General features: G+C 45.2%; 16 protein-coding genes and 1 pseudogene. 15 read left to right on the top strand and 2 right to left on the bottom strand.

The genetic code is table 11. The annotated features are described in order from the left end of the window. Positions 1 to 48 precede the first annotated feature (48 nt). From pepN to EMM73_RS05415, 13 genes and pseudogenes are all read left to right on the top strand, one after another. The gene (gene pepN, locus EMM73_RS05475; RefSeq protein ID WP_127685447.1) at positions 49 to 2,631 is read left to right on the top strand and encodes an aminopeptidase N; all 2,583 of its coding nucleotides are present in this window, start codon (positions 49 to 51) and stop codon (positions 2,629 to 2,631) included. 1 nt (position 2,632) lies between these two features. Continuing rightward, positions 2,633 to 2,854, top strand: coding sequence for a DUF2835 family protein (locus EMM73_RS05470; protein WP_127685446.1), 222 nt, complete (start codon positions 2,633 to 2,635; stop codon positions 2,852 to 2,854). Positions 2,855 to 3,156: 302 nt separating this feature from the next. Then, positions 3,157 to 5,316, top strand: coding sequence for a DUF1302 domain-containing protein (locus tag EMM73_RS05465; RefSeq protein ID WP_127685445.1), 2,160 nt, complete (start codon positions 3,157 to 3,159; stop codon positions 5,314 to 5,316). 20 nt (positions 5,317 to 5,336) lie between these two features. Beyond that, positions 5,337 to 6,698, top strand: a complete 1,362-nt coding sequence (locus EMM73_RS05460; RefSeq protein ID WP_127685444.1) for a DUF1329 domain-containing protein — start codon at positions 5,337 to 5,339, stop codon at positions 6,696 to 6,698. Positions 6,699 to 6,774: 76 nt separating this feature from the next. After that, a complete protein-coding gene (locus EMM73_RS05455) occupies positions 6,775 to 7,800 on the top strand; it encodes a WD40/YVTN/BNR-like repeat-containing protein (RefSeq protein WP_127685443.1) in 1,026 nt (341 codons plus the stop codon). Position 7,801: 1 nt separating this feature from the next. Continuing rightward, entirely contained in the window at positions 7,802 to 10,120 is a 2,319-nt protein-coding gene (locus tag EMM73_RS05450; RefSeq protein WP_127685442.1) for an efflux RND transporter permease subunit, read from the top strand. Between the two features lie 237 nt (positions 10,121 to 10,357). Further along, the gene (locus tag EMM73_RS05445; RefSeq protein ID WP_127685441.1) at positions 10,358 to 15,193 is read left to right on the top strand and encodes an NAD-glutamate dehydrogenase; all 4,836 of its coding nucleotides are present in this window, start codon (positions 10,358 to 10,360) and stop codon (positions 15,191 to 15,193) included. A gap of 101 nt (positions 15,194 to 15,294) precedes the next feature. Then, the gene (pyrD, locus tag EMM73_RS05440; protein WP_127685440.1) at positions 15,295 to 16,308 is read left to right on the top strand and encodes a quinone-dependent dihydroorotate dehydrogenase; all 1,014 of its coding nucleotides are present in this window, start codon (positions 15,295 to 15,297) and stop codon (positions 16,306 to 16,308) included. Positions 16,309 to 16,415: 107 nt separating this feature from the next. Next, positions 16,416 to 16,934, top strand: coding sequence for a cell division protein ZapC domain-containing protein (locus tag EMM73_RS05435; RefSeq protein ID WP_127685439.1), 519 nt, complete (start codon positions 16,416 to 16,418; stop codon positions 16,932 to 16,934). Between the two features lie 98 nt (positions 16,935 to 17,032). Then, the gene (locus tag EMM73_RS05430) at positions 17,033 to 18,154 is read left to right on the top strand and encodes a 1-acyl-sn-glycerol-3-phosphate acyltransferase (protein WP_127685438.1); all 1,122 of its coding nucleotides are present in this window, start codon (positions 17,033 to 17,035) and stop codon (positions 18,152 to 18,154) included. 34 nt (positions 18,155 to 18,188) lie between these two features. Then, a complete protein-coding gene (locus tag EMM73_RS05425) occupies positions 18,189 to 18,449 on the top strand; it encodes a DUF2960 domain-containing protein (RefSeq protein ID WP_127685437.1) in 261 nt (86 codons plus the stop codon). Positions 18,450 to 18,630: 181 nt separating this feature from the next. Continuing rightward, a pseudogene (locus EMM73_RS05420) lies at positions 18,631 to 18,876 on the top strand (type II toxin-antitoxin system CcdA family antitoxin). Positions 18,877 to 18,885: 9 nt separating this feature from the next. Further along, complete coding sequence (locus EMM73_RS05415; RefSeq protein WP_222422602.1) at positions 18,886 to 19,194, top strand: CcdB family protein; 309 nt, start codon at positions 18,886 to 18,888, stop codon at positions 19,192 to 19,194. 140 nt (positions 19,195 to 19,334) lie between these two features. Here the strand turns inward: EMM73_RS05415 and EMM73_RS05410 are convergent, their stop codons facing one another. Together EMM73_RS05410 and ald are read right to left on the bottom strand one after the other, a co-directional pair. Then, positions 19,335 to 19,763 carry a DUF192 domain-containing protein gene (locus EMM73_RS05410; protein WP_127685436.1) on the bottom strand — a complete coding sequence of 143 codons (429 nt, stop codon included), beginning with the start codon at positions 19,761 to 19,763 and terminating at the stop codon, positions 19,335 to 19,337. Between the two features lie 98 nt (positions 19,764 to 19,861). Next, the gene (gene ald, locus EMM73_RS05405; protein WP_127685435.1) at positions 19,862 to 20,983 is read right to left on the bottom strand and encodes an alanine dehydrogenase; all 1,122 of its coding nucleotides are present in this window, start codon (positions 20,981 to 20,983) and stop codon (positions 19,862 to 19,864) included. A 135-nt stretch (positions 20,984 to 21,118) separates the two neighbouring features. On the opposite strand from ald, the gene lrp reads away from it, so the two are divergent. Together lrp and EMM73_RS05395 are read left to right on the top strand one after the other, a co-directional pair. Then, entirely contained in the window at positions 21,119 to 21,604 is a 486-nt protein-coding gene (gene lrp, locus EMM73_RS05400) for a leucine-responsive transcriptional regulator Lrp (protein ID WP_127685519.1), read from the top strand. Positions 21,605 to 21,765: 161 nt separating this feature from the next. Beyond that, positions 21,766 to 24,435, top strand: coding sequence for a DNA translocase FtsK (locus tag EMM73_RS05395; RefSeq protein ID WP_261373334.1), 2,670 nt, complete (start codon positions 21,766 to 21,768; stop codon positions 24,433 to 24,435). Positions 24,436 to 24,441: the final 6 nt, after the last annotated feature.

Here is a 24,441-nt window from a genome sequence, read left to right as displayed (position 1 = left end):
GGCCTTAATTTTTTCAGAGCAATTTTAAGTAAAGAAGAGAGTTTTGCGATGAGCGAGTTAAGCAGCCGTCAGGCGAAAAAACTAAGTGACTATAAAGCGCCAGAATTTACCATTACGGATGTTGAGCTGAGTTTTGAGTTAAGCCCTGAAGCGACTGCGCTGACTGCCGTCTATCAGGTCGTATCAGCCAGTGGCAAAGCAGGTACGCTAATTCTGGATGGCCAGGAGCTGAAGTTGTTGTCTGTGTCATTAGATGGTCAGTTATTAAATGCTGATAGTTATCAGGTGACTGCTGAGCAGTTGATCCTGCCGGGCATGCCAGCCAAAGCACAACTCGAACTTAAAATTGAGTTAAATCCAAAAGCCAATACGGCGCTGGAAGGTCTGTATTTATCCAATGGAGCCTATTGCACTCAGTGTGAAGCTGAGGGCTTTCGCCGTATCAGCTATTACCTCGACCGACCTGACGTTTTAGCCCGTTTTACCACTCATATTATTGCTGATGACAACACTTATCCGGCGCTACTAAGTAACGGTAATCTGGTCAGCTCCACTTTGTTGCCCGATGGTCGTCGTCATGTAACCTGGGTCGATCCATTTCCAAAGCCCAGTTACTTGTTTGCCTTAGTGGCAGGGGATTTTGACTGTTTAAAAGGCAGCTATACTACGGGGTCTGGCCGTGAAGTCGCGCTGGAATTTTATGTCGATAAAGGCAATAAGCAGCGTGCGCACTTTGCCTTAGAGTCGTTAAAACGCGCTATGCTGTGGGATGAACAAAGCTTTGGTCTGGAATACGATCTTGATGTTTATATGGTCGTCGCTGTCGACTTTTTTAATATGGGGGCGATGGAAAATAAAGGCTTAAACGTATTTAACAGTAAGTATGTATTAGCCGATCAGTCCTCTGCGACAGACACTGATTTTTTTAATATTGAATCTATTATTGGCCATGAGTATTTTCATAACTGGACAGGCAACAGAGTGACCTGCCGCGATTGGTTTCAACTGAGCTTAAAAGAAGGTCTTACAGTATTTCGTGACCAGCAATTTAGCGCTGATATGGGGTCTGCAACCTTAAACCGAATTGATGCGGTAAAAACTATTCGTACAGCACAATTTGCCGAAGATGCAGGTCCTATGGCTCACCCTATTCGGCCACAGCAAGTGCTTGAAATGAATAATTTTTATACTGTGACAGTGTACGATAAAGGCGCTGAAGTCATTCGTATGCTGCATACCTTATTAGGGCAAGCCGGCTTTAGAAAAGGCATGGATTTATATTTTAAACGCCATGACGGACAGGCCGTGACCTGTGATGACTTTGTCAGCGCAATGCAGGATGCTAATGGCCGTGATTTGACTTTATTCAGCCGTTGGTATCAGCAATCCGGTACCCCGCAGTTAAAGGTTCATAGTCACTATGACGCTAAAAAACGTGAGTTTAAGCTATTGATGCAACAACATACTGCGGGTACAGCTGATCAGGCTGAAAAGTTGCCTTTGTTGCTGCCTGTGCGTCTTGAGTTATTGGCTGAAGGCAAAAGCTATCCATACCTGCTCGAAATGACAGAAGCAGAGCAGGAATTTACTTTTGCAGTCAGTCAGAAACCCATACCAGTACTTTTGGCCGATTTCTCTGCGCCGGTGAAATTGCACTATCAGTACCAGATGGATGAGTTGTTGCTCATAGCTCGTGATGCAAAAGACGGAGTAGCGCGCTGGGATGCAATACAGCAACTGTGGCAAATGCAGGTCATAGCTGCTATCGATGCGAAAAACACAGGCGCAGAGTATCTGCTGCCGGGTGAGTTGCTTGAGTTTTATCGACAGTTATTGGCAAAGCCTTTGGAAGACTTAGCCTTTACTGCGGAATTACTGACAGTGCCAGGGTATGACATGGTCGCTGAGCAGTTTGATGAAATTCCGGTGCAGGATCTGGTGTGGGTTTTACAAAATTTTCAACAGCAACTGGCGACCAAACTAGTGGAACAGTGGCGGCTTTGTTATAAATCATTACACCCAGCAGCCTATCAGTATCAAGAGCAACACGTGGCTAAACGTGCTTTGCGTTCAGTCTGCTTACAGTATCTGGCTTTTGTTGTGGGTTCAGATGAATTATTACGTCAGCAATATCAGCACAGCGATAATATGACTGACCAATTGGCGGTGCTGCGTTCTTGCCGTACAGCCTCTCATCCATTATTCGCTGAGTTGATGGCGGATTTTGAACAGCGTTGGAATAATGATGTTTTGGTATTGGATAAATGGTTTAGTTTGTCGGCTTCTTATCCGCAATCCTCTGTGTTCGACACATTAGAGCAATTGACTGCGCATCCACAATTCAGTTGGCAAAACCCAAACCGGGTTCGGGCTGTGTTTGGTGCTTTTTATCAGCAAAATCCGCAGATGTTTCATTCAGCGGATGGCAAAGGCTATCAAGTACTGGCAGATGTAGTACTGAAAATGGATTCAATTAATCCTCAGGTTGCTGCCCGTTTAGTCACACCTTTGTTGTCCTGGAAACGCTATCAAGCTCAATCTCAGTTGCAGTTAAAGTCTGTATTGCAGACTATGCTGGCAAAGGATCTGAGTGACGACCTCTATGAAAAAGTGAGCAAGAGCCTGAATTGAAATGCGTCAGTATAAATTCAGATTGATACTGGATGTGGAACAGTGCCTGGCTTTTTATCAAGGCCTGTACACAGACGTGGTGGTGCAAGCCGAAAATGGCCAGACGGTGCAATTGCCTCTGCGCCATTTTAGACCTTATATCAGCCACAGCGGAGTGAACTCAGGCTTTGTTTTAACTTTAACCGATCAAGGCAAGTTCATCAGTTTAGAGAAAATAAATTAGAGCTATTACTTAAAACAGCAGCTTAAAACAAAGCAGGTGAAATTCACCACTTTAGCTATAATTTTCATTAAGTTAGATGATCTTTTGTCAACTGGTCAAACCGGATTGTGTCGAAGCCTGCTGTTTGTAGTGCGTTAAAGCGGAAAAACTGAATAAAAATCAACAGATTTGACAGTTCGCAAGCCTTGCGCCACGATCAAAATGATGTAATGATTTCTTTGATACAAGCTGACCTCCGATCAGTTGGTGAGCTAAAAATAAAAAATAACAAAATACCTGCAGGGACAGGGGGGGGATAACGAATGAATACTAAGCCAGGTGCCTTCGTCAGAAGTACTTTAGCTCTGGGTGTTGCTTCAGCATTATTGGCCTTGTCGGCCACCAGTGTTCAGGCTGCGACCTTCGACTTTGATGATGTGGAAGTTGTTTTCGACTCTACGTTTTCCTACGGCGCCAGCTGGCGTGCGGAAGATCGCGATTGGGACACTATCAGTAAAGTGAACCATCCTCGCTTCAATTGGACTGGTTATACTGCTTTTGCCAATCCACCTCTCTACACCAGCCAACAAATTTGGTCCCAACCCGGGGCTTACTCCAGCAATGGCGATGCAGGAAATCTGAATTACGACCGTGGTGACATGTTTTCTGAAGTGTTTCGCGGCACACATGAGTTATCTATTAAAAAAGATGATTTCGGTTTTTTCGGCCGATTCACTTACTTTTATGATTCGGCTTTAATGGACGAGGAAGGTGCATATACCAATCCTTTGTCGATGAAAAAAGTAGACCCATGCGCTGATGATGACGCAAAAGCTCTGGCCTGTCGTGACCTGCGTTTATTAGACGCTTATATCTATGGCAACTTCGCGTTAAATGATGGTGCTAATCCTTTATCTGTTCGTATTGGTAATCAGGTATTGAGTTGGGGTGAAAGCACCTTTATTCCTCATGGTATCAATATCACGCCAGTTGACGTTGGTGTGTTACGCAGCCCAGGCGCTGACTTAAAAGAGGCCTTTATTCCAGTTGGAATGGCATGGGCTTCGCTGGGGTTAACAGAAAATCTGACTGCAGAAGCTTTTTATCAGTACGAGTGGAAAAACAGCTATTTGCCAGTGCCAGGCACTTATTTTTCAACCAATGATTTTGCGGGCAAAGGCGGATACGAGCAGAATATTCAACTAGGTTTTGCAGGCAACCCGGATATCGATCTGGATTTCCTGGTCAAAGAAATGAATAACTTGTCTCAACTGGCTCCTGGTCTACTTGCAGCTTTAGCAAATCCCGCAGCTCCTGCAGCCGCAAAAGCTGCCGCAGTCAATGCAATGCTTGCCTACTCCACGAAGGTTACCTTGAGACCGCAAGGTTCAGCAGGAGAAATTGAACCTGAAGATGGTGGTCAGTATGGTGTTAAATTTGAGTATTTCTCACCTGAGCTGAACGATACCGAATTTGCTGTTTACCATATGAATTATCATAGCCGTACGCCGTTGATTTCAGGTATAGCGTCAAATTTTGGCACTAAAGATCCAGTCACAGGAGCTCCTCGTCTTGAAGGCGTAGCACAGTCATTACAGTATTTGGCCGCAAACGTGGGTGGTATCACTAAAGAAAACATCGGCAACTTGTCTGTGTTCTCTAAAGGTCTTATTGAGTACCCTGAAGATATTAAGCTGTATGGCTTTAGTTTTAATACCACTTTGGACGGTACTTCAGTGGCGGGTGAATTGTCTTATCGGCAAGATGAGCCTCTGCAAATTGACGATGTAGAAATTCTTTACGCTGGTATGCCTGAACAGTTAGCCAACTCAGGTTTAGCCACTGGCGCACCTCTGGAAGGGATCAGCCAGATCGGTCGTTTTGATGGCAAGAAAGTTCAGCCTGGTGAATTTGCACAGGGTTATATTCTGTCCGATACCACTCAGGCTCAGGTCACTGTAACTCACTTGTTTGGTCCAATGTGGATAGCTGACAACTTCACTATGTTAGCTGAAGTGGGTGGTATAAAAATCAATGATATGCCTGATCCGTCAGTATTGCGTTTAAATGGACCAAATACAGATCGTAGTGGCGGACCTTTATTTGGCACCATCAATGGTGGCCCTTTAGTGAATAAAGATGGTGTGCATACGGCGTTATCTAATGGCGCTGAGACCAACCCATTCCCAACCGCGTCAGCCTGGGGTTACCGCTTATTAGCTAAAGCGGATTTCAATGATGTGTTTGCTGGCGTCAATATGTCGCATCGAGTGGTGTTCTCCCACGACGTAAACGGTATAACGCCTGACCCATTGTTTATGTTTTCTAAAGACAAAAAATCTGTGGGTTACACTGTCGCTTTTGATTATCTGAACCGTTGGTCTTCTGAGTTTTCTTACAATGCCTTTTGGGGTGGTGTAGGCACAACAAACAACACAGCTGACCGTGATTTTGTATCTTTTAACATTAAATATTCTATTTAAGGGACGAGGCGAGAACCATTATGAAAAAACTCACCCTGATTGCATCCACTATCGCGCTAGTCCTTAGTTGTGGTGCTATTGCTAAGTTAACTCCGGATCAGGTTGCCCGTTTGGGAGCCGATTTAACGCCGCTGGGCGCTGAAAAAGCAGGTAATGCAGATGGCAGTATTCCGGCATGGGAAGGTGGTATTACAGCTGCACCTGCTGGTTATAAACCAGGTGATCACCACCCGGATCCATTTGCTGGCGATAAAGTACTGTTCACTATTGATAAATCCAATCTGGCGCAATACAAAAACATGTTAAGTCCAGGTCAGATCAAACTGTTTGAAGCCTACCCAGACAGTTACAAAATGAATGTATATCAAAGCCGCCGTACAGCGTCTTATCCACAGTACGTTTATGATGCAACTAAAAAAATTGCAGCAAATGCAGAGCTGGTTGAAGGTGGTAACGGCATTATTAATGCAGCCATTGGTATTCCTTTCCCTATTCCTGCGAACGGTTTGGAAGCCATCTGGAACCATATCTTACGGTTCCGTGGTGTCGCCGCCAGCCGTAACGGTGGTCAGGTAGCACCAACAGCTTCGGGTGACTACGTGACCATAGGCTTTGATGAACAAATTATGTTCAAATATTCAGCGCCCGATGCCACTGTAGAAGCTCTGGAAAAAGAAAATATTCTTTTCCGTTTCAAGCAAGCTGTAACTACTCCAGCTCGTCTGGCTGGTACTGCATTGTTAGTTCATGAGACTATGGATCAGGTAAAAACACCTCGTCAGGCATGGACTTATAACACAGGTCAACGCCGTGTACGTCGTGCACCAAACGTGGCTTATGACGCGCCAGGTACAGCGTCTGATGGTTTGCGTACCACAGATGACTTCGATATGTTCAACGGTTCACCAAACCGTTACGACTGGAAGTTAGTCGGCAAACAAGAGCTGTTTATCCCTTACAACAGCTATAAACTGCACAGCAAAGACGTGAAGTATGCGGATCTGGTAAAGCCAGGCCATATCAATCCGGACTACGTGCGTTGGGAAAAACACCGTGTTTGGGTTGTTGAAGCTAATCTGAAAAGCGGTACCAGCCATGTCTACGGTAAACGGGTATTCTTTATTGACGAAGACAGCTGGCAAGTTCATGTAGCTGACTTGTATGACAACAGAGGCGAGTTATACCGTGTTGCCGTGGCTCATGGTCTAAACTACTACGAAGTACCAACTCACTGGAGTACTTTGGAAGTTTTCCACGATCTGAATACCCGTCGTTACATTGCGATTGGTTTAGACAACGAAGACAAGATGTATGACTTCTCTGTGCCGTTAACAGACAATGACTTTACTCCAGCGGCTCTGCGCCGTGAAGGTACCCGTTAAACTGTAAACAGTAGTTAAACGGTTGGCTTGATGCCAACCGTTTTTGTTTTTAAATTGAAGCTGAGTGAAAACTCTAATGATGGTTAAACTTTTATCCTCAGTCGCAGCATTGCTGCTGACAACCCATATTCACGCTGAGTCTGCAGTTGTGCCAACGCCTTCTTTTCTTATGCCTTTGGCAGAAAAAGCAGTGTTAACGGATTTGATCCGGGTCAATGAGCAGCTTTTCGTCGCTGTTGGCGATCGTGGTCATTTACTGGTCAGTACAGACAGCATTAGTTGGAAGCAAATTCAGAGCCCAGTGCAAAGCTTGTTAACCTCAGTGTATTTTTCTGATGACAAACACGGTTGGGCTGTAGGGCACGATGCCACTATTATAGCGACCCAAGATGGTGGTCAAAGCTGGCAGTTGCAGCAATTTAAGCCAGAAACGGACAAACCTCTGTTTGATGTTTTATTTGTTGATTCCAGCCATGGTATAGCCCTCGGCGCTTATGGCATGTTTTACCGTACAACTGACGGCGGAAAAACCTGGTCGGATGAATTTCATCTTGAATTGGTGGGTAGCGAGGATCGTGAGTATTTAAAAGAGCTGCAGGAAACAGACCCTGATGCTTATTTGGATGAACGGGCATCGGTATTGCCACACTTTAATCGTATTTATCAACACAGTAATGTGTTGTACATGATTGGTGAATCTGGCTTCTTTGCCACCAGTTCAGATTTTGGCAAAAGCTGGACACGTCATCCGGAGTTTTACAACGGTTCTTTGTTTGGTTTAGCTATGACAGCAAAGAACACCCTGATAGCTGCTGGTTTACGTGGCAATGTATTCAGAAGCACGGACTTAGGCCAAAGCTGGCAGGAAGTGCAACTTAACCAGACCGCCACATTAAATAGTGTGCTGACAGATGCCGCAGACCATGTTTATTTGACGGGGAATGCCGGTACTTTGCTGGTCAGTCGCGACGATGGTCTCAGTTTTGAGCCTGTAGAGACTAAAGACAGTAAAGCAATTTTAAATGCCGTTGCAGTCAAGGAACAGCTGGTGTTAGTCACCGAAGCTGGAATTAGAACCCTAGCACTTAAGAAGCCGGAATAACATGAGTCTGAATCGAATTGTAACCAGTTGCGAGACGGTATTATTTCGCCATCGTATGGCTGTCATCGTACTTTTTGTACTTGCCACTTTGTTTTTATTATTTAAAGCCACACAAATAAAACTGGATGCGGCTTTTACGAAAAATATCCCGCTGCAACACGAATATATGCAGACTTATATGCAGCATTCTAAAGATTTTGGCGGTGCCAATAATATTCTGGTGTCAGTCTGTGATGCTAAAGGTGATATTTTTAACCCGGATTTTTTTGCATCTTTTAAAAAAATTCATGACCAAATTTATTATCTGCCAGGAGTAGATCGTAGTCTGGTCAAATCCTTATACAGCCCAAGCACCCGTTTTGTTGAAGTGGTTGAAGATGGTTTTGCCGGTGGCCCTGTTATTCCTGCGGAATTTGCGCCTACAGCAGAAGGCTTGGCAGTGGTCAAATCTAACGTCGAAAAAGCCGGTATTGTCGGCCGTATGGTGGCGGACGATTTCAGTTGCGCTATGGTGACTGCACAATTGCTGGATGTTGATCCCGATACTCAGCAGAAGCTAGACACTATTAAATTTGCGGCTGAGCTTGAACAGCAGGTCCGTGGCCAGTATCAGAGTGAAAATCTGACTCTGCACATTATAGGTTTTGCCAAAATGGTAGGCGACGTCGCAGACGGAGCCAAAGGTGTATTGGCGTTTTTTGCCGTTGCCATCGTCATTACTGCCATTATGGTGTATTTGTTTAGCGGCTCAGTGATGTTGACGTTGTTACCTATATCTTGCTCACTGATTGCAGTCATTTGGCAAATGGGTACCCTGACCGTCTTAGGTTTTGGCATTGATCCTATGTCGATACTGGTGCCCTTTCTGGTGTTTGCAATAGGCGTCAGTCACGGCGTACAGATGATTAATGCCACAGGGAAAAACGTGGCTTTGGGTATGGATGCAAAAACTGCAGCTCAGGCCAGTTTCCGCAAACTGTTGATCCCTGGCGGTATTGCGCTGTTATCCGACACAGTGGGCTTTTTGACCCTGCTGATTATTGAAATAGGCGTGATTCGTGAACTGGCTATCACCGCAAGTTTGGGTGTGGGCATTATTATTCTGACCAACCTGATTTTATTGCCTGTGCTGATGTCTTATGTGAAATTCAGCGACAAGTACAAGCAAAAAGTACAAAGGCCTCATCCACGTATTGAAAAGTTCTGGTACGGGTTGTCGGCTTTTGCTACGCCTAAGTACGCAGTGGTGATCCTGATTGCGACTGCTGCACTCTTTGTTTTGGGCTGGCAGCAAAGTTCGTACCTGAAAATAGGTGATTTGCACCCTGGTGCTCCGGCCTTGCATGAAAGTTCAGTTTATAACCAGGATACTTTCCTGATCACTGACCGTTATGCTATTTCTGTCGACTACATCAATGTGATGGTAGAAACACCGGCTAACGGTTGTACTTTCCACGATGTGATGAACCGGGTCGACCAGTTCCAGTGGCAAATGGAAAACGTTCCAGGTGTGCAGTCTGCCGTGTCGCTGGCGTCCGTGTCCAAGTCCATCAATGCAGCCTTTAATGAAGGCAATATGAAATGGAAGGTGTTGCCACGTACTACCGAAAGCTTAGTGCAATCTTCCAGTCGGGTAGAAACCAGTACGGGATTACTGAACAGTGATTGTTCGGTGATGCCGGTGATCTTATTCTTAAACGACCATAAAGCTGAAACTATTGAAACTGTGGTCGCTGCTGCGAAAAAAGCTGGAGCTGAACTTAGTACAGACGATGTGAAGTTTAAATTAGCTTCAGGCCCTGTGGGTGTCATGGCAGCTACTAACGAAGCTGTCGCTGCAGCTCAGACTCCTATGATGTGGTATGTCTATGGCGCAGTTATAGTGCTGTGTTTAATCAGTTTCCGCTCTATTAAAGCTACAGTTGCCGTCATAGTGCCGCTTTACGTAGTATCTGTTTTGGCGACTGCTTTGATGACTAAATTGGAAATAGGTTTAACAGTGTCTACTTTGCCAGTGATAGCGCTTGGTGTAGGTATAGGTGTCGACTACGGTATTTATATCCTGTCGAATATGACGCAATTGCTGCGTGATGGTATGCCACTGCGCCAGGCTTATTTCAATGCGTTAAAAGAAACCGGCAGTGCCGTATTGTTTACTGGTATTACGCTCGCCATTGGTGTCAGTACCTGGGTGTTCTCGGCACTCAAATTCCAGGTAGATATGGGTATACTGCTGACCTTTATGTTCTTGGTGAATATGTTGGGTGCTATTTTGGTGTTACCAGCCTTGGCGGCATTTTTCTGGCGAAAAAACAGCTGATTTACTTATTTAAAATAATGAATGTTTAAACGAGAAAATGGCCGTAAGGCCATTTTCTATTTACAGCGGATGAATAACTTGTCAAATCAGCTATTTTTATTCTGGTACAACCAGTAGTAAAGACATAAATAAAGCTCGAAAAGCCCGTCAATACTCAATAAACTTCGCACCTGACACGCTCTGTATGTAAGTAAACCCGGCATCAACAGGCCGAGGTTTCAGAAAAGGATACAAAAAATGGCACTGATAGACGGTCAACCCTCTGTTCTACTACAAAATGTAAGTAAGCTTATTCGTTCTAAAGTCAAAGATCAGGTCGAGCTGGTCGAAAAATTTGCCCACACTTTGTATGGCAATATGTCCCATGAAGATTTGTTTGGTCGTAACGACAGTGATCTGTATGGTGCAGCATTGAGCTTATGGCAAAGCTTTAACGGTCATACCGAGGGCAAAGCACTGATCCGGGTATTTAACCCTGAAATTGCAAAACACGGCTGGGAATCCAAACACACTATCGTAGAAATAGTGGTGAAAGACAGCCCGTTTTTAGTGGACTCTGTTCGTATGGCGTTAAGCCGTCAGTCCATTACTACTCACTTGTTACTGCATTACCCATTACAAACTCTCCGTAACGATAAAAACGACATCACGGATTTTTTTAAATTGGGCACTGTTGAGCAAGTCAGCACAGAACAGACTGTGTTCCATATCGAAATTGATCGTATGACAGACAAAGCAGCCGTTGAGGCTCTTACTGCTGAACTGCAATCTGTGATGGAAGATGTGTCTTTAGCAGTACAGGACTGGAAACCTATCCGTGCCAAACTGCTTCAAGTGATAGCTGATCTACCAAAACAAGCTGCTGTAAACGTGACTGAGCTTGAGCAAGCCACCGAATTCTTAAACTGGATGGCAAAAGACAATTTCACTTTGTTGGGGTATCGGGAATACCGTATCAAAGCGGTGGAAGGCGATCATAAAATTGAAAGTGTAAACGACAGCGCTTTAGGTTTAATGCGCCGTTCTACCTCACGTGATTTAATGTTGTCTGATTTACCAGAGCAAGCCCGGAAACAAGCTTTAAATGCTTCGTTGCTGATCCTGACCAAAACCAATAATAAATCCCGTGTGCACCGTCCTGCCTATATAGATTACGTTGGCATTAAACGTTTTGATGACAAAGGCCATGTGATAGGGGAAGACCGCTTTATTGGTCTGTATTCTTCTTCTCTGTACAACAACAGCGCTGCTGACATTCCTCTGTTAAAAAATAAACTGGCTAAAGTCATGGCCAAGTCCGGTTTTGCTCAGGGTACTCATGCTTACAAAGCGCTGTTAAATATTCTTGAGACTTACCCACGTGATGAGTTGATCCAGGCCACCACAGAAGAGCTGCTGGATGTGTCGACTGGCGTACTGCAAATGCAGGAACGTGACATGACGCGTTTATTTGTGCGCAAAGACGCTTTTGGCCGTTTTGTCTCTGCTATGGTGTATGTGCCACGTGAGCGTTACAACACTCAGCTGCGTAAAGACACCCAACAAATACTAGCCCAGTCTCTGGGCAGTACTGAGGCTGTGGAATTTACCACTTACTTCTCTGAGTCTGTGTTGGCGCGTACCCATTATTTCGTTCGGATCAACGATAACAATATCGAGTTTAATGTGAAAGAAATTGAACGCAATTTAGTTGAAGCGGCCCGTACCTGGGAAGACAAACTGGAAGCTGCGCTGGTTGGGCACTACGGTGAAGCCCGTGGACGTGAATTAGGACGTAAGTACCTGACCGCCTTTCCTTCGTCTTACAAAGACGAAATGTTGCCAAACGATGCTGTAGTTGATATTGAAAAAATTGAATCTTTAAACGACGAACATCGTTTAGATATGCTGTTTTACCGTCCACAGGAGGAGCGTAACGACAGCAAAGCTGTACGTTTGAACCTTTTCCACAAGGACCATCCAATTCATTTGTCTGATGTATTGCCCATACTGGAAAACTTTGGTTTACGTGTGATAGGCGAGACGCCTTATGCGGTGCGTTGTCCAGAAGGTTCTGTTAGCTGGATTTTAAACTTCACCATGGAAATCAACGGCACCATGCCAACAGACTTCGAGCAGGCGCAGCTTTCTTTCCAGGAATCTTTTGCCAAGGTATGGAAAGGCGATCTGGAAGACGATGGTTTTAACCGTTTAATTTTAGGCGCAGGTTTAACAGGCCGTGAAGCCTCGTTATTACGTGCTTATGCCAAATACAAACGCCAAATCGGCGGCACGTTTAGCCAGTCGTATGTAGAAAATGCTTTTGCCCGTTATCCAAAACTGGCGCATTTGTTAGTGCAACTGTTTAACACTAAGTTTGATCCACAAAACACTGGTGATGCTGCTGCTATCGAAGCCATTGAAAAGCAGTTAAACGAGCAACTGGATAACGTAGTGAACCTGGATGATGACCGTATCATCCGTCGTTTTGTTGCCATGATGTCCGCTACTTTAAGGACCAACTATTTCCAGCCAAGTGCCCAGGGCCAGCAGAAAAGTTACATTTCCTTTAAGGTAAAATCGTCTTTGGTGCCGGATATGCCGTTGCCGGTGCCTGCTTTTGAGATTTTTGTCTACTCACCACGAGTTGAAGGTGTGCATTTACGCGGTGGTAAAGTTGCACGCGGTGGTCTGCGTTGGTCAGACCGTCGTGAAGACTTCCGTACTGAAGTTTTAGGTCTGGTCAAAGCTCAGCAAGTGAAAAACACTGTGATAGTGCCAGTAGGTGCGAAAGGTGGTTTTGTTTGTAAGAAACTACCAGAAACAGGTGGTCGCGAAGCGTTCTTAAACGAGGGTAAAGAATGTTATCGCACCTTTATCCGTGGTTTGCTGGATATCACAGATAACATAGTGCAGGGCCAGATAGTCCCGCCTAAATCTGTGGTACGTTTGGATGAAGATGATCCCTATTTAGTAGTAGCTGCCGACAAAGGCACAGCGACGTTCTCAGACATCGCTAACGCTATTTCTGCTGAGTACAACCATTGGTTGGGCGATGCTTTTGCTTCAGGTGGTTCAAACGGTTACGACCACAAAGGTATGGGTATCACGGCCCGCGGTGGTTGGGAGTCGGTTAAACGTCACTTCCGTGAAGTCGGCATCGACTGCCAGACCACAGATTTCACTTGTGTGGGTATAGGTGATATGGCGGGAGACGTCTTTGGTAACGGTATGCTGTTATCCAAACATATCCGTCTGCAGGTCGCATTTAACCATATGCACATTTTTGTAGACCCAAACCCTGATGCAGCCAAAACCTTTGTTGAACGTGAGCGTATGTTTAACTTACCAACCTCTACCTGGGATGACTTTGATAAGTCATTGATCTCAGAAGGTGGTGGTTTGTTTATGCGTAGCGCCAAATCCATCAAGCTGACACCACAAATTCAGCAGATGTTAGGCACCAATGCAGTTAGCCTGACACCAAACGAATTTATTCGTGCCGCGCTGATGATGGACGTGGATCTGATTTGGAACGGTGGTATAGGGACTTATGTTAAAGCCACTGATGAAACTCATGCGGAAGTCGGCGATCGTGGTTCCGAAGCTGTTCGCGTCAACGGTAAAGAAGTCAAAGCCAAAGTGATAGGCGAGGGTGGTAACTTAGGTACTACTCAACGAGGCCGTATTGAATACGCGAACAACGGTGGTCGTATCAATACTGACTTTATCGATAACGTAGGTGGCGTAGACTGTTCAGATAACGAAGTAAACATCAAAATACTGTTAAATGCTCTGGTAGCCAGCGGTGATATGACGCTGAAGCAACGTAATGAGTTGTTAGCTGCAATGACCACTGATGTGGCCGACATCGTGATTAACGACTGTTACCGTCAAACTCAGAGTATTTCTGTGTCTTCAGTGCTGGGCGCTGAGCAAATGAAAGAGTACACCCGTTTTATCCATGCCTTGGAAAAAGACGGCAAGTTAAACCGTGAACTGGAGTTTTTACCTTCAGATGACGCCTTGGCTGAACGTACCGCTAAAGGCCAGGGTTTAACCCGTCCTGAGCTGGCTATTCTGACTGCATACGGCAAAATGGTGATGAAAGAGTGGCTGGTACTGCCGGAAATTTATGAAAACAGTTACTTCAAACGTCATCTGTTTACTGCATTCCCGAAAGTGCTGCAGCAAACTTATGCCAAAGAGATGGAGACTCACCCGTTAAAGGCTGAGATTATCGCTACTAAACTGGCTAACCTGATAGTCAACGATATGGGCGCTAACTTCGCCCAGCGTATGATGGAAGAAACAGGTTCTTCTATTGCTGAAGTAGCAGTGTGTTACACCATAGCCCGCGACTTGTTTGACGTGGAAGCCGTATGGCACAAACTGGAAGAGTTGGATAACGTCATTCCTGCAGCACTGCAGATTAAGTTATTCCACCAGTTGCGCCGTACTATGCGCCGCACGACACGTTGGTTCTTACGTCATCGCAATAAGGCGCTGGATATTCAGCAGACGATAGATTTCTTCAAACCAGCTTTTGTTGAAATCAGTAATAATCTGCAAAAATTACTGGCACCGGCCGAAGCGGAACAACTAGCCGCCAACGAGCAAGCTTTTATTGATCAAGGCGTGCCTGCGGATGTGGCCCGTTACTTGGCTCAGCTGAGCACCTGTTTCTCTGTGATGGACATAGCTCAAGTGGCTGATGCTGAGAAAAACGCTCTGCTGTTGAGTGCGGAAATTTATTTCAAGCTGGGCGATCGTTTGGATCTGCACTGGTTCCTTGAGCAAATTACTCAGCAACCTGTGGCAAACCACTGGCAGGCTCTGGCCCGCGCTTCATACCGCGAGGAGCTGGATTGGCAACAACGAGCTTTATCTGCAGTCGTCATACGCGGCTGTGCCGGGGGTTGTGACGCAGAAGCTGTTATAGCGAGTTGGATCACTGAACATGAACCAGTACTTTCACGTTGGCACCATATGCTAGCCGAGTTCAAAACTACGAAGAGCCATGAGTTTGCTAAATTCTCAGTGGCACTGCGTGAACTGATGTTACTCAGCCATCACTGTGACCCTGTGAAATAATTCAGCTACCAGCTAGAATACACCGGCTCTTTTTAGGGCCGGTGCTTTTTAGAGCACACTCAAATTTTAACTTTCCCTTTTACTGACAAAAGCAGGTTGTTATGTTCTATTCACTGGCGCGTTCTTTAATGTTTTGTACAGATGCTGAGTTTTCACATCACCTGGCCCTTGGCAGCTTAAAGCATTTAAAAAATACCCCGGTCTCAATGCTGTGGCGTCAGGATTTACCGAAAAAACCTGTGACAGTAGCCGGTATTCATTTTGATAACTCTGTGGGTTTAGCTGCTGGTTTAGATAAAAACGCTGATTGCATCGACGCTTTTGGCCAGATGGGTTTTGGTTTTATCGAAGTCGGTACAGTGACGCCTCGACCTCAGGTCGGGAACGACAAACCACGTTTGTTCCGTTTGCCTGAAGCCAACGCCATTATTAATCGCATGGGATTTAATAATAAAGGTGTGGATTATCTGGTTGAGAACGTAAAGAAGTCGAGCTACAAAGGTGTGCTGGGTATCAATATCGGCAAAAACAAAGACACACCCAACGAGCAGGGCAAAGACGACTATATCGAATGTATGCGTAAGGTCTATGCTCACGCCAGCTATATTACAGTGAATATTTCTTCACCTAATACGCCAGGCTTGCGGGATCTGCAGTTCGGTGATGCCTTATTTGATTTACTGCAGGCGGTGAAGAACGAGCAGCTGGATCTACAAGCGCAGCAAGACAAATATGTACCTGTTTTTGTGAAAATTGCACCTGACATGGATGAAGTTGCGGTGCAGCAAGTCGCTGAGACTTTGCTGCGCAGCAAAATGGATGGGGTGATTGCCACTAACACAACCCTGGATAAAAGCTCAGTGCAACATTTGAAGCATGGCAATGAGATGGGAGGGCTAAGTGGCTTACCAGTACAACAAAAAAGTACAGAAATCATTCGTCAGTTCCGCGCGGCCTTAGGCCCACAGATGCCAATTATTGGCGTAGGTGGCATAGATTCAGCTAAAGCAGCACAGGACAAAATGGACGCGGGAGCGAACTTGGTCCAGCTCTACTCTAATTTTATTTATCAGGGGCCAGCTTTGATCAAAACGATCGTTGAAAGCCTGAAATAGCCTTATAAGGATCAGTTTTTGATCCTCATTTGCTAGTCCAAAATAATCTTTAACAGCGGTTAAAAACAGGTGTAGAAAAACAACATTTGAATTTGCAAGGATAAAATATGTTGTCTGTATGCCCTGACTGGTGTTGGCAGTATTGCACTGAGCAAGATCGTTTGGTGTTGCAGATGTCGTCTGGCCAACACATAAAAACCGCTTTTTCTGCTAAAGAGCTAACAATACTACCAAATCAGCAAAGTCTCTGTATGGAACAGGCTCAGGTGTTTATGGACTTTGCCGAGGCTTTGGAAGGTTTATTGCCCTATTGTGAGCTGCTCAATATAGCGGTTCATGCCGTTGCGGCCTTATATTTTGTGAAGACACCGAACCAAAAAAGTCATCTGTTTAAATTTTCCAGCATAGAATGCCGCACCGAAGTGATGGGTATGGCGAAGCTAGAAGGCGTAAATCGTGCTAAAGTGCTTTTGGTTGCCAAATCTGATCCTATAGTGGACTGCCTGCTGCTTGAGCCTGTAGAGCTACTCAACGGCAAGACTATGTCTGCAGGCCAGTTGGTAAGGGTACAACAAAACCGCCTGATACCACTGCAATTGTCATCTCTCTACGCGTTAACAGCCTAATAAAGCATCAACTACCAAGAGATCGGGCCAGATTGCTCTGGTTATCCGTCTGACAACGGGTAGAATAGTCTTCATTACAAACTTTGGGTTTAAAAGCTGTGCCAAATCAAACGGATCTCTTTCAGGATATTCGCCCTTATTTTGACCATGAAGTACCAGAAGCTATTAGTCGTTTATTGGACGACGCCGATTTTTTGCATGCCATTTTAAATTATCGCCTTGCAGGCTGGCCTAAAACCATCCGTTATTTGTTTACACCGCTGTTGCGCTGGTTATTAGCGCGCAAAGCCAAAGGCTTGCGCACTGTGGCTGATGTGCAAAATATGGTGGCTGACTTTTTACAGCAAAGTCTTCATAAAAGCTGTGCTGGTGTCAGTGTCAGCGGTCTGGAGCATTTAGATCCAAAGCAGTCTTATCTGTTCATTTCAAATCACAGAGACATCGCTATGGATCCTGCGCTACTGAACTGGTGTTTGCATCAGAAGGGGATGGATACTGTGCGCATAGCAATAGGTGATAATTTGCTAAAGATGCCATGTGCCACTGAGCTGATGAAACTGAATAAAAGCTTTATTGTAAAACGCTCTATTAAAGCACCACGCGAAATGCTTAAAGCCCTGAGTCATTTATCGGCGTACATCAAAGATTCGCTGGAGACTGGTCATTCTATTTGGATAGCGCAAAAAGAAGGCCGTGCTAAAGATGGGTTGGATCAAACCGACGAAGCCATCTTAAAAATGTTTTTTATTGAAGGTAAAAAACGAGGTATGGATTTTGCGACTTATATGCAGTCGCTTAATATTGTGCCTGTGTGTTTATCGTACGAATTTGACCCTTTAGATCATGCTAAAGCCAATGAGCTTTATCAGCTCGCCAGTACTGGCGAATATAAAAAGTCAGAGATGGAAGATATCCAAAGCATAGTGCAGGGCATTGTGGGTCAAAAAGGTCGTGTACATGTGCATTTTGGTGAGGCTATTCGGTCAGCTTTTCAGGATCCTGCTGCTTTATCCGCCGAGATTGACCGCCAAATTTGGGCTGGTTATAGGTTATATCCGGTGAATTATTTAGCTGCACAATTGGATGTAGAGTTGGAGCAATGTGAAGATGGCTTGTGGTATCAAACTAAAATGGCATCTTTGCCCGCAGAGCTTAGAGCTTATGTACAGCAAATGTATGCAGCACCGGCACTGAAACAACAGCAGACCATACAGCAGTAAGAACAGCTGGCGACGCAACCTAAGGAGCTGAAAAATGGCGCGGCATATCAGTTACAAATACAAAGGTGAGTGGAAAAAAATTCCGTTCAGCTACGACAAATACCCTGACAGCTACGAGGCCGTAGCGGCAGCTGAAAGTATAGACCTCACTGCATTTCGCAAAATGGAGCAACAAGTGGCTATGACCGCCAAAGGCACAGGTGCATTAAAGGATTATCGCAAAAACGCTTTTGTAAAAATGGGTTTTAGCGAAATTCTGCTGCTGCGGGATGATCAGGAGCCTTTTAATCTCTAAGCCTTATAATCTGCATGGCGTAATGATCCGTTACGCCATTAAGGCATCCTCCTTGGCTATTTATGTCTCGTTATCTTTGACCAATCTGACCTTTATCTGTATTTCTACTACATTTTTTCCTGCTCATACTAATGAGCTTACGCTATTTTTATAGCACTAGATACTAGTGTGGAAGGCTTGTATGGCCGATCTTTATGACGTAACAGCACCAAAAATAGCAGCGAATCTTTCGGTGAACAGTGATCTGTTGCTGAAAACACGGGCATTAAATATCAATCTCTCCGCCACTTTGGAGCGTTCGCTGAAGGAAGAGTTGGCGAAATACGAGGCGGCTCCATAGGTTGAAGATAATAGTGCAGCCATTAAAAGCTATAACGAATTTGTTGAACAACATGGTTGTTTTGGTGATGAATTCAGCAGCTTTTAATGGCTCAGTTTGCTGTGTACGCTCATCCCAGTAGTCATAAGCCAAGCCCATTATCCCTATCTGGTTGATATTCAAAGTGCCGTGCTTACTGACCTTGTTATTCGTATCGTTATTCCTTTACGCAGGAGTTCAGCTTTTGGTGCTGGGGCGATTAACCGGCTGACATCACTGATCAGTTTCAAGGGAGAGCAGTTGCTGTTGCTCACGCCACAGATTGCGTCGATACCAGTGAAACACCTGAAAAATCCCGTCGGTACTTTAGCTCATTTCAGAGAGCGGATAGTAGCGGCTTTGGATCTTGCGATTAAGGGTATTTAATTAACCTGAACTCGTTATATCTAGGTCAGGTTAATTGGCCTTTTAACTGCAATTGTAAGTTGAAGTTGGGTATATCGATAAGACCGGGGTTGCAATGCCGCTTTACGGCGATTGCAACCTCCAGCTCTCATCAAGTTCGATTAATCACACTTCTTCCCACAGCGAATAATCTTAGTGCCTGCTGCTAAACCCTGAGCTTTAAACCAACCTTGAGGCATTTCCAAAGCACCTATGGCTGGGCCTTGAGATTTTTTGCCTTTTTCATCATAGGGATAAAGATACTGTATCGGTTCTATAGTCCAGTCGGCTTTGATATAGGCGATATCCAAAGGTACTTTGGTATTTTGCATCCAGAACGACAAAATGCGTTCTTCTTCGTAAATAAATAACATACCATTTGCTACTTTGTCGCGATACATCAGGCCACGAGCGCGTTGCTCTGTGGTTAAAGCCAATTCTACTTCTAATTCAAGATGACCTACTTTGATCCATTCTTTTTCAAATTGGATATCCTCAATAGCAGCTACTGAAAAACTTAAAGCAAAAAGTACAGATAACAGATAGTTCATAAGAAGTAACCTTTGAAAATCAAGTCGAAAGACTAACGGAATTTAACCTAAAAAAAAAGGGCGACCTAAGGCCGCCCGATTAATTAATGCTGCAGAAATTACAGCGCAGCTAACACTTGCTTAGGTTCAACAAATGGCAGGTTTAACGCGTCAGCTACGTGTTTGTTCACCACATGACCGTTGATCACGTTTAAGCCGTTTAACAGGTGCGCATCGTCCAGCAGTGCCTGTTTGTAGCCTTTGTTGGCTAAACGGATGATAAACGGCAGAGTGGCGTTGTTCAGAGCAAAAGTAGAAGTCAGTGGCACTGCGCCTGGCATGTTGGCCACACAGTAATGCACTACGTCATCCACAATGTAGGTTGGATCAGCGTGCGTAGTAGCTTTAGAAGTCTCGACACAACCGCCTTGATCGATAGCCACGTCGACAATAGCTGAACCTGGCTTCATACGTTTGATATGATCTGCAGTCACCAGCTTAGGAGCTGCAGCACCTGGAATTAACACGCCACCTATGACTAAGTCAGCAGATAACACATGTTTTTCCAGTGCATCTACAGTGGAGTACACAGTTTTGACTGCGCCATTAAACTGAGCATCGATACGACGTAACACGTCCACGCTGCGGTCCAGCACGACCACGTCAGCACCCATGCCCACAGCCATCTGCGCTGCGTTGGTACCCACCATACCGCCACCGATAATGACTACTTTGGCAGGTTCAACGCCTGGCACGCCGCCTAATAACATGCCACGACCGGCACATGATTTCTCTAACGCACGGGCACCAGCCTGGATAGACATACGGCCAGCAACTTCAGACATAGGAGCTAATAATGGTAAGCCGCCACGATTGTCTGTGACTGTTTCGTAGGCAATACAAATAGCTTTTGATTTGATCAGATCTTCAGTTTGTGGCAGATCTGGTGCTAAGTGCAGGTAAGTGAACAGGATTTGGCCTTCACGCAGCATAGCGCGCTCCACCGCCTGTGGCTCTTTCACTTTAACAATCATGTCTGCATTAGCAAAAACTTCAGCAGCAGTAGTTAATACTGTGGCACCAGCCGCCTGATAAGCGTCATCACCAAAACCAATGCCGCTACCTGCATTGTGTTCAACAAAAACACTGTGGCCAAGAGCCGTCAGCTCACGCACGCTGGCAGGGGTCATACCGACGCGGTATTCGTGGTTTTTTATTTCTTTAGGTACGCCAATAATCATGATATTCCGCCTGTGTAGGGTTGAGTAAAATTTTTGCCTAGTATAGTGCGAGATTTGTAGTTTTACCTGTTGTTTTTATAATGAAACGCAGTTATAAATCCTGCTATAAATTAAAAAGTGAAATTTTTATCTGCTATGTACGAAACCAGTAAAAGTGTCAAAAAGTTAGACAGAATTGACCGTAAAATTCTGACCGAATTGCAACAGGATGGTCGTATTGCCAATGTTGAATTGGCGAAAAGGGTAGGGTTGAGTGCTACGCCTTGCCTGGAGCGGGTGCGCAAGCTGGAGGCTGAAGGCTATATATTGGGCTATACAGCACAGGTCGACCCGAATAAAGTAGGTTCCGCGTTACTGGTTTTTGTGGAAATTACCTTAAGTAAAACCTCGCCTGAGGACTTCGACGAATTCAGCAAAGCAGTGCAGAAACTGCATGAAATACAGGAATGCCATTTAGTCTCGGGGAGTTTCGACTTTCTCCTAAAAACCAGGGTGGCCAATATGGCGGCTTATCGCGAACTATTGGGCGAAACTTTGTTACGTTTGCCCAGCGTAAGGGAAAGTCGCACCTATGTCGTGATGGAAGAAGTGAAACAAACTACTTTTGTTGCTGTTAACTGATGTGAAAACCTCGGTGATTCAATCTTTTGTACAGCGGTCATTCAGTATTACTGGCTTATACAGCTTGAGTTGATGAACGTGTAGTTGGAGTCACTCGGGGATAAGTGGGTGCATCAGAGTCGTCTCTCTGGTATCTTAAGTGGGTAGAATTCTTAGAATAAATGGGATTTGTTGTGTTGAGTGAAGCCAAAAGGTTGCGAGCCAAATTATTGTTTTCTTTAAACGGAATGCAGCGTTTATCTGAAGTAGGTTTGATACTGAGCTTTGGTTTTGCTGCTTTTATGTTATTGGCTTTGATGTCATTCGACCCGGCCGACCCGAGCTGGTCTCAGGCGGGTTATCAAACCGCAGTGCATAACTACGCTGGGCCCAAGGGAGCCTGGATAGCAGATATACTGCTTTTTACCTTTGGTTGGATTGCCTATCTAGTACCGCCCTTGGTTGCATTTATTGGTTACCTGCTAACCCGCCGTAGTAAGGCTTTACTGGAAATGGATTTTTTGATCCTGGGGATGCGGCTGATAGGCTTAGTCTTAACTCTGCTTTGTGCCAGTGCTATTAGCAGTATTAATTTCAACGACATCTTTTATTTCTCGTCTGGCGGTGTAGTGGGGGATGTAGTAGCTGCTATGTTACTGCCGAACTTTAATTTTATTGGTACCACTTTGCTGTTGTTATGCGGTTTGTCAACTGGCTTAACCTTGGCCACAGGCATCTCCTGGGTTACGGTTGCCGATGAGTTAGGAGCGCTCACAATAGGGGTTCTGGTTGCACTGTATCAGGCACCTACCCGTTTAGCCTATCATTTGATGCAGCGTTCTGTTGAGAAACAGGCGTCAGCTTTGTCCATTCAAGCCGAGCCTGTTTTGCCTGAAAAAAAGCGCGAGCCGCAGATGTTTGGTGAGACGCTACCAGAAACGACCCGCCAGTCCATGACCAAAGCAGTTGAGTCAGTTGACGAGATGCTTTTTAAGCCGTTACAGCATGACAATAACGCTGTAGAGTCGAATACAGCAGCAGAAGAACAGCTGCCGTTACCTCAGCTTGAAGAAGTTCAAACGCTATCAAGCCGCGGTTATTTTGCTGATAAGCAAAGAGTAGAGCCTTTACCTTTTGCACCTTTGGATGAAAAAACCGAGGCGGTCGCTTTTGTAAGTGTCGATACTCTGGCGGATGATGACTTAAGTTTCAGTGCGGTGGATGACGGCTATTATCCTGAGCAGTTGCAGCAGCTTGAACAAAGTTTTGCGGACATAGAACGTCAGACGGTAACACAGGCTGTAGTGATGGATGAGGATGAGGATGATATACCAGCCTCTACTCACTTTAGCCCTGATGATTTGCCATCCTTAGCTCTATTAGACAGACCAGACAAAGCAACCAACCCAATAGATCCAGCCGATTTGGAGCGGGTATCACGTTTAGTGGAAACTAAGCTGCTGGATTTTGGTGTAGAAGCTAAAGTTGTGGCTGTGCTACCTGGTCCTGTAGTTACTCGTTTTGAGCTGGATTTAGCTCCGGGTGTGAAGGTCAGTAAAATTACCGGGTTATCTAAAGATTTAGCCCGCTCTTTGTCTGCTATCAGCGTGCGGGTGGTCGAAGTTATTCCTGGTAAATCCTATATAGGCTTGGAGCTTCCGAACCAGTTCCGTGAAATAGTGCGTTTATCTGAAGTGATAGGCGACGAAATTTTTATTCAGGCCAAATCCCCTTTAACTATGGTGTTAGGGAAAGATATTGCTGGTAAATCCGTAGTGGCTGATTTAGGCCGTATGCCGCATTTGTTAGTGGCTGGTACTACAGGCTCTGGTAAGTCGGTGGGGGTCAACGTGATGATTTGTAGTTTGCTGTATAAATCCACGCCTGAAGAAGTACGCTTTTTAATGATTGACCCCAAGATGCTTGAATTGTCCGTGTATGAAGGTATTCCTCATCTATTGACAGAAGTAGTCACAGATATGAAAGAGGCTGCCAATGGTCTGCGCTGGTGTGTCGGTGAAATGGAAAGACGTTATAAGTTGATGTCGGCCCTTGGTGTGCGTAACTTAAAAGGCTATAACCAAAAAATTCAGGATGCAATAGCAGCAGGTACACCAATTCGTGACCCGATATGGAAGCCAAGCGATAATATGATGACCATGCCACCAGAGCTGGAGAAGTTGCCTTCTATTGTGGTGGTCATTGACGAATTTGCCGACATGATGATGATAGTAGGTAAAAAAGTAGAAGAGCTGATTGCCCGTATAGCGCAAAAAGCCCGTGCTGCAGGTATTCACCTGATTTTAGCGACACAGCGTCCGTCAGTGGATGTGATCACAGGTTTGATCAAAGCCAATATCCCAACCCGTATGGCGTTTCAGGTGTCATCGAAAATTGATTCCAGAACTATTTTGGATCAGCAGGGCGCTGAGAGCTTATTAGGTCAGGGCGATATGTTGTATTTGCCTCCAGGTTCTGGTGTGCCTACCCGGGTGCATGGCGCTTTTGTTGACGACCATGAAGTGCATGCTGTGGTGTCGGACTGGAAACGCCGTGGCAAACCGAATTATATTTCCGAGATTTTAAACGGCGAGCCCTCGGAAGATAGCTTATTACCAGGCGAGAGCATGGAAGGTGACGATGCTGAATCCGATCCACTCTTTGATCAGGCCGTAGCTTTTGTCACCGAAAGCCGTAAAGCATCGGTTTCAGGTGTACAAAGACGCTTCCGTATTGGCTATAATCGGGCAGCCCGTTTAGTTGAACAAATGGAAATGAGCGGTATCGTCAGTGGTGCAGGCCACAACGGTAACCGTGAAGTATTAGCGCCTCCTCCTCCTAAAGTATTTTAACTAAGG

Origin of the sequence: Rheinheimera sediminis (assembly GCF_004005375.1) — a bacterium.
GTDB lineage: Bacteria > Pseudomonadota > Gammaproteobacteria > Enterobacterales > Alteromonadaceae > Pararheinheimera.
Note: the sequence above shows the minus strand (reverse complement) of the source record. Positions and strands in the feature narration are given on the sequence as shown.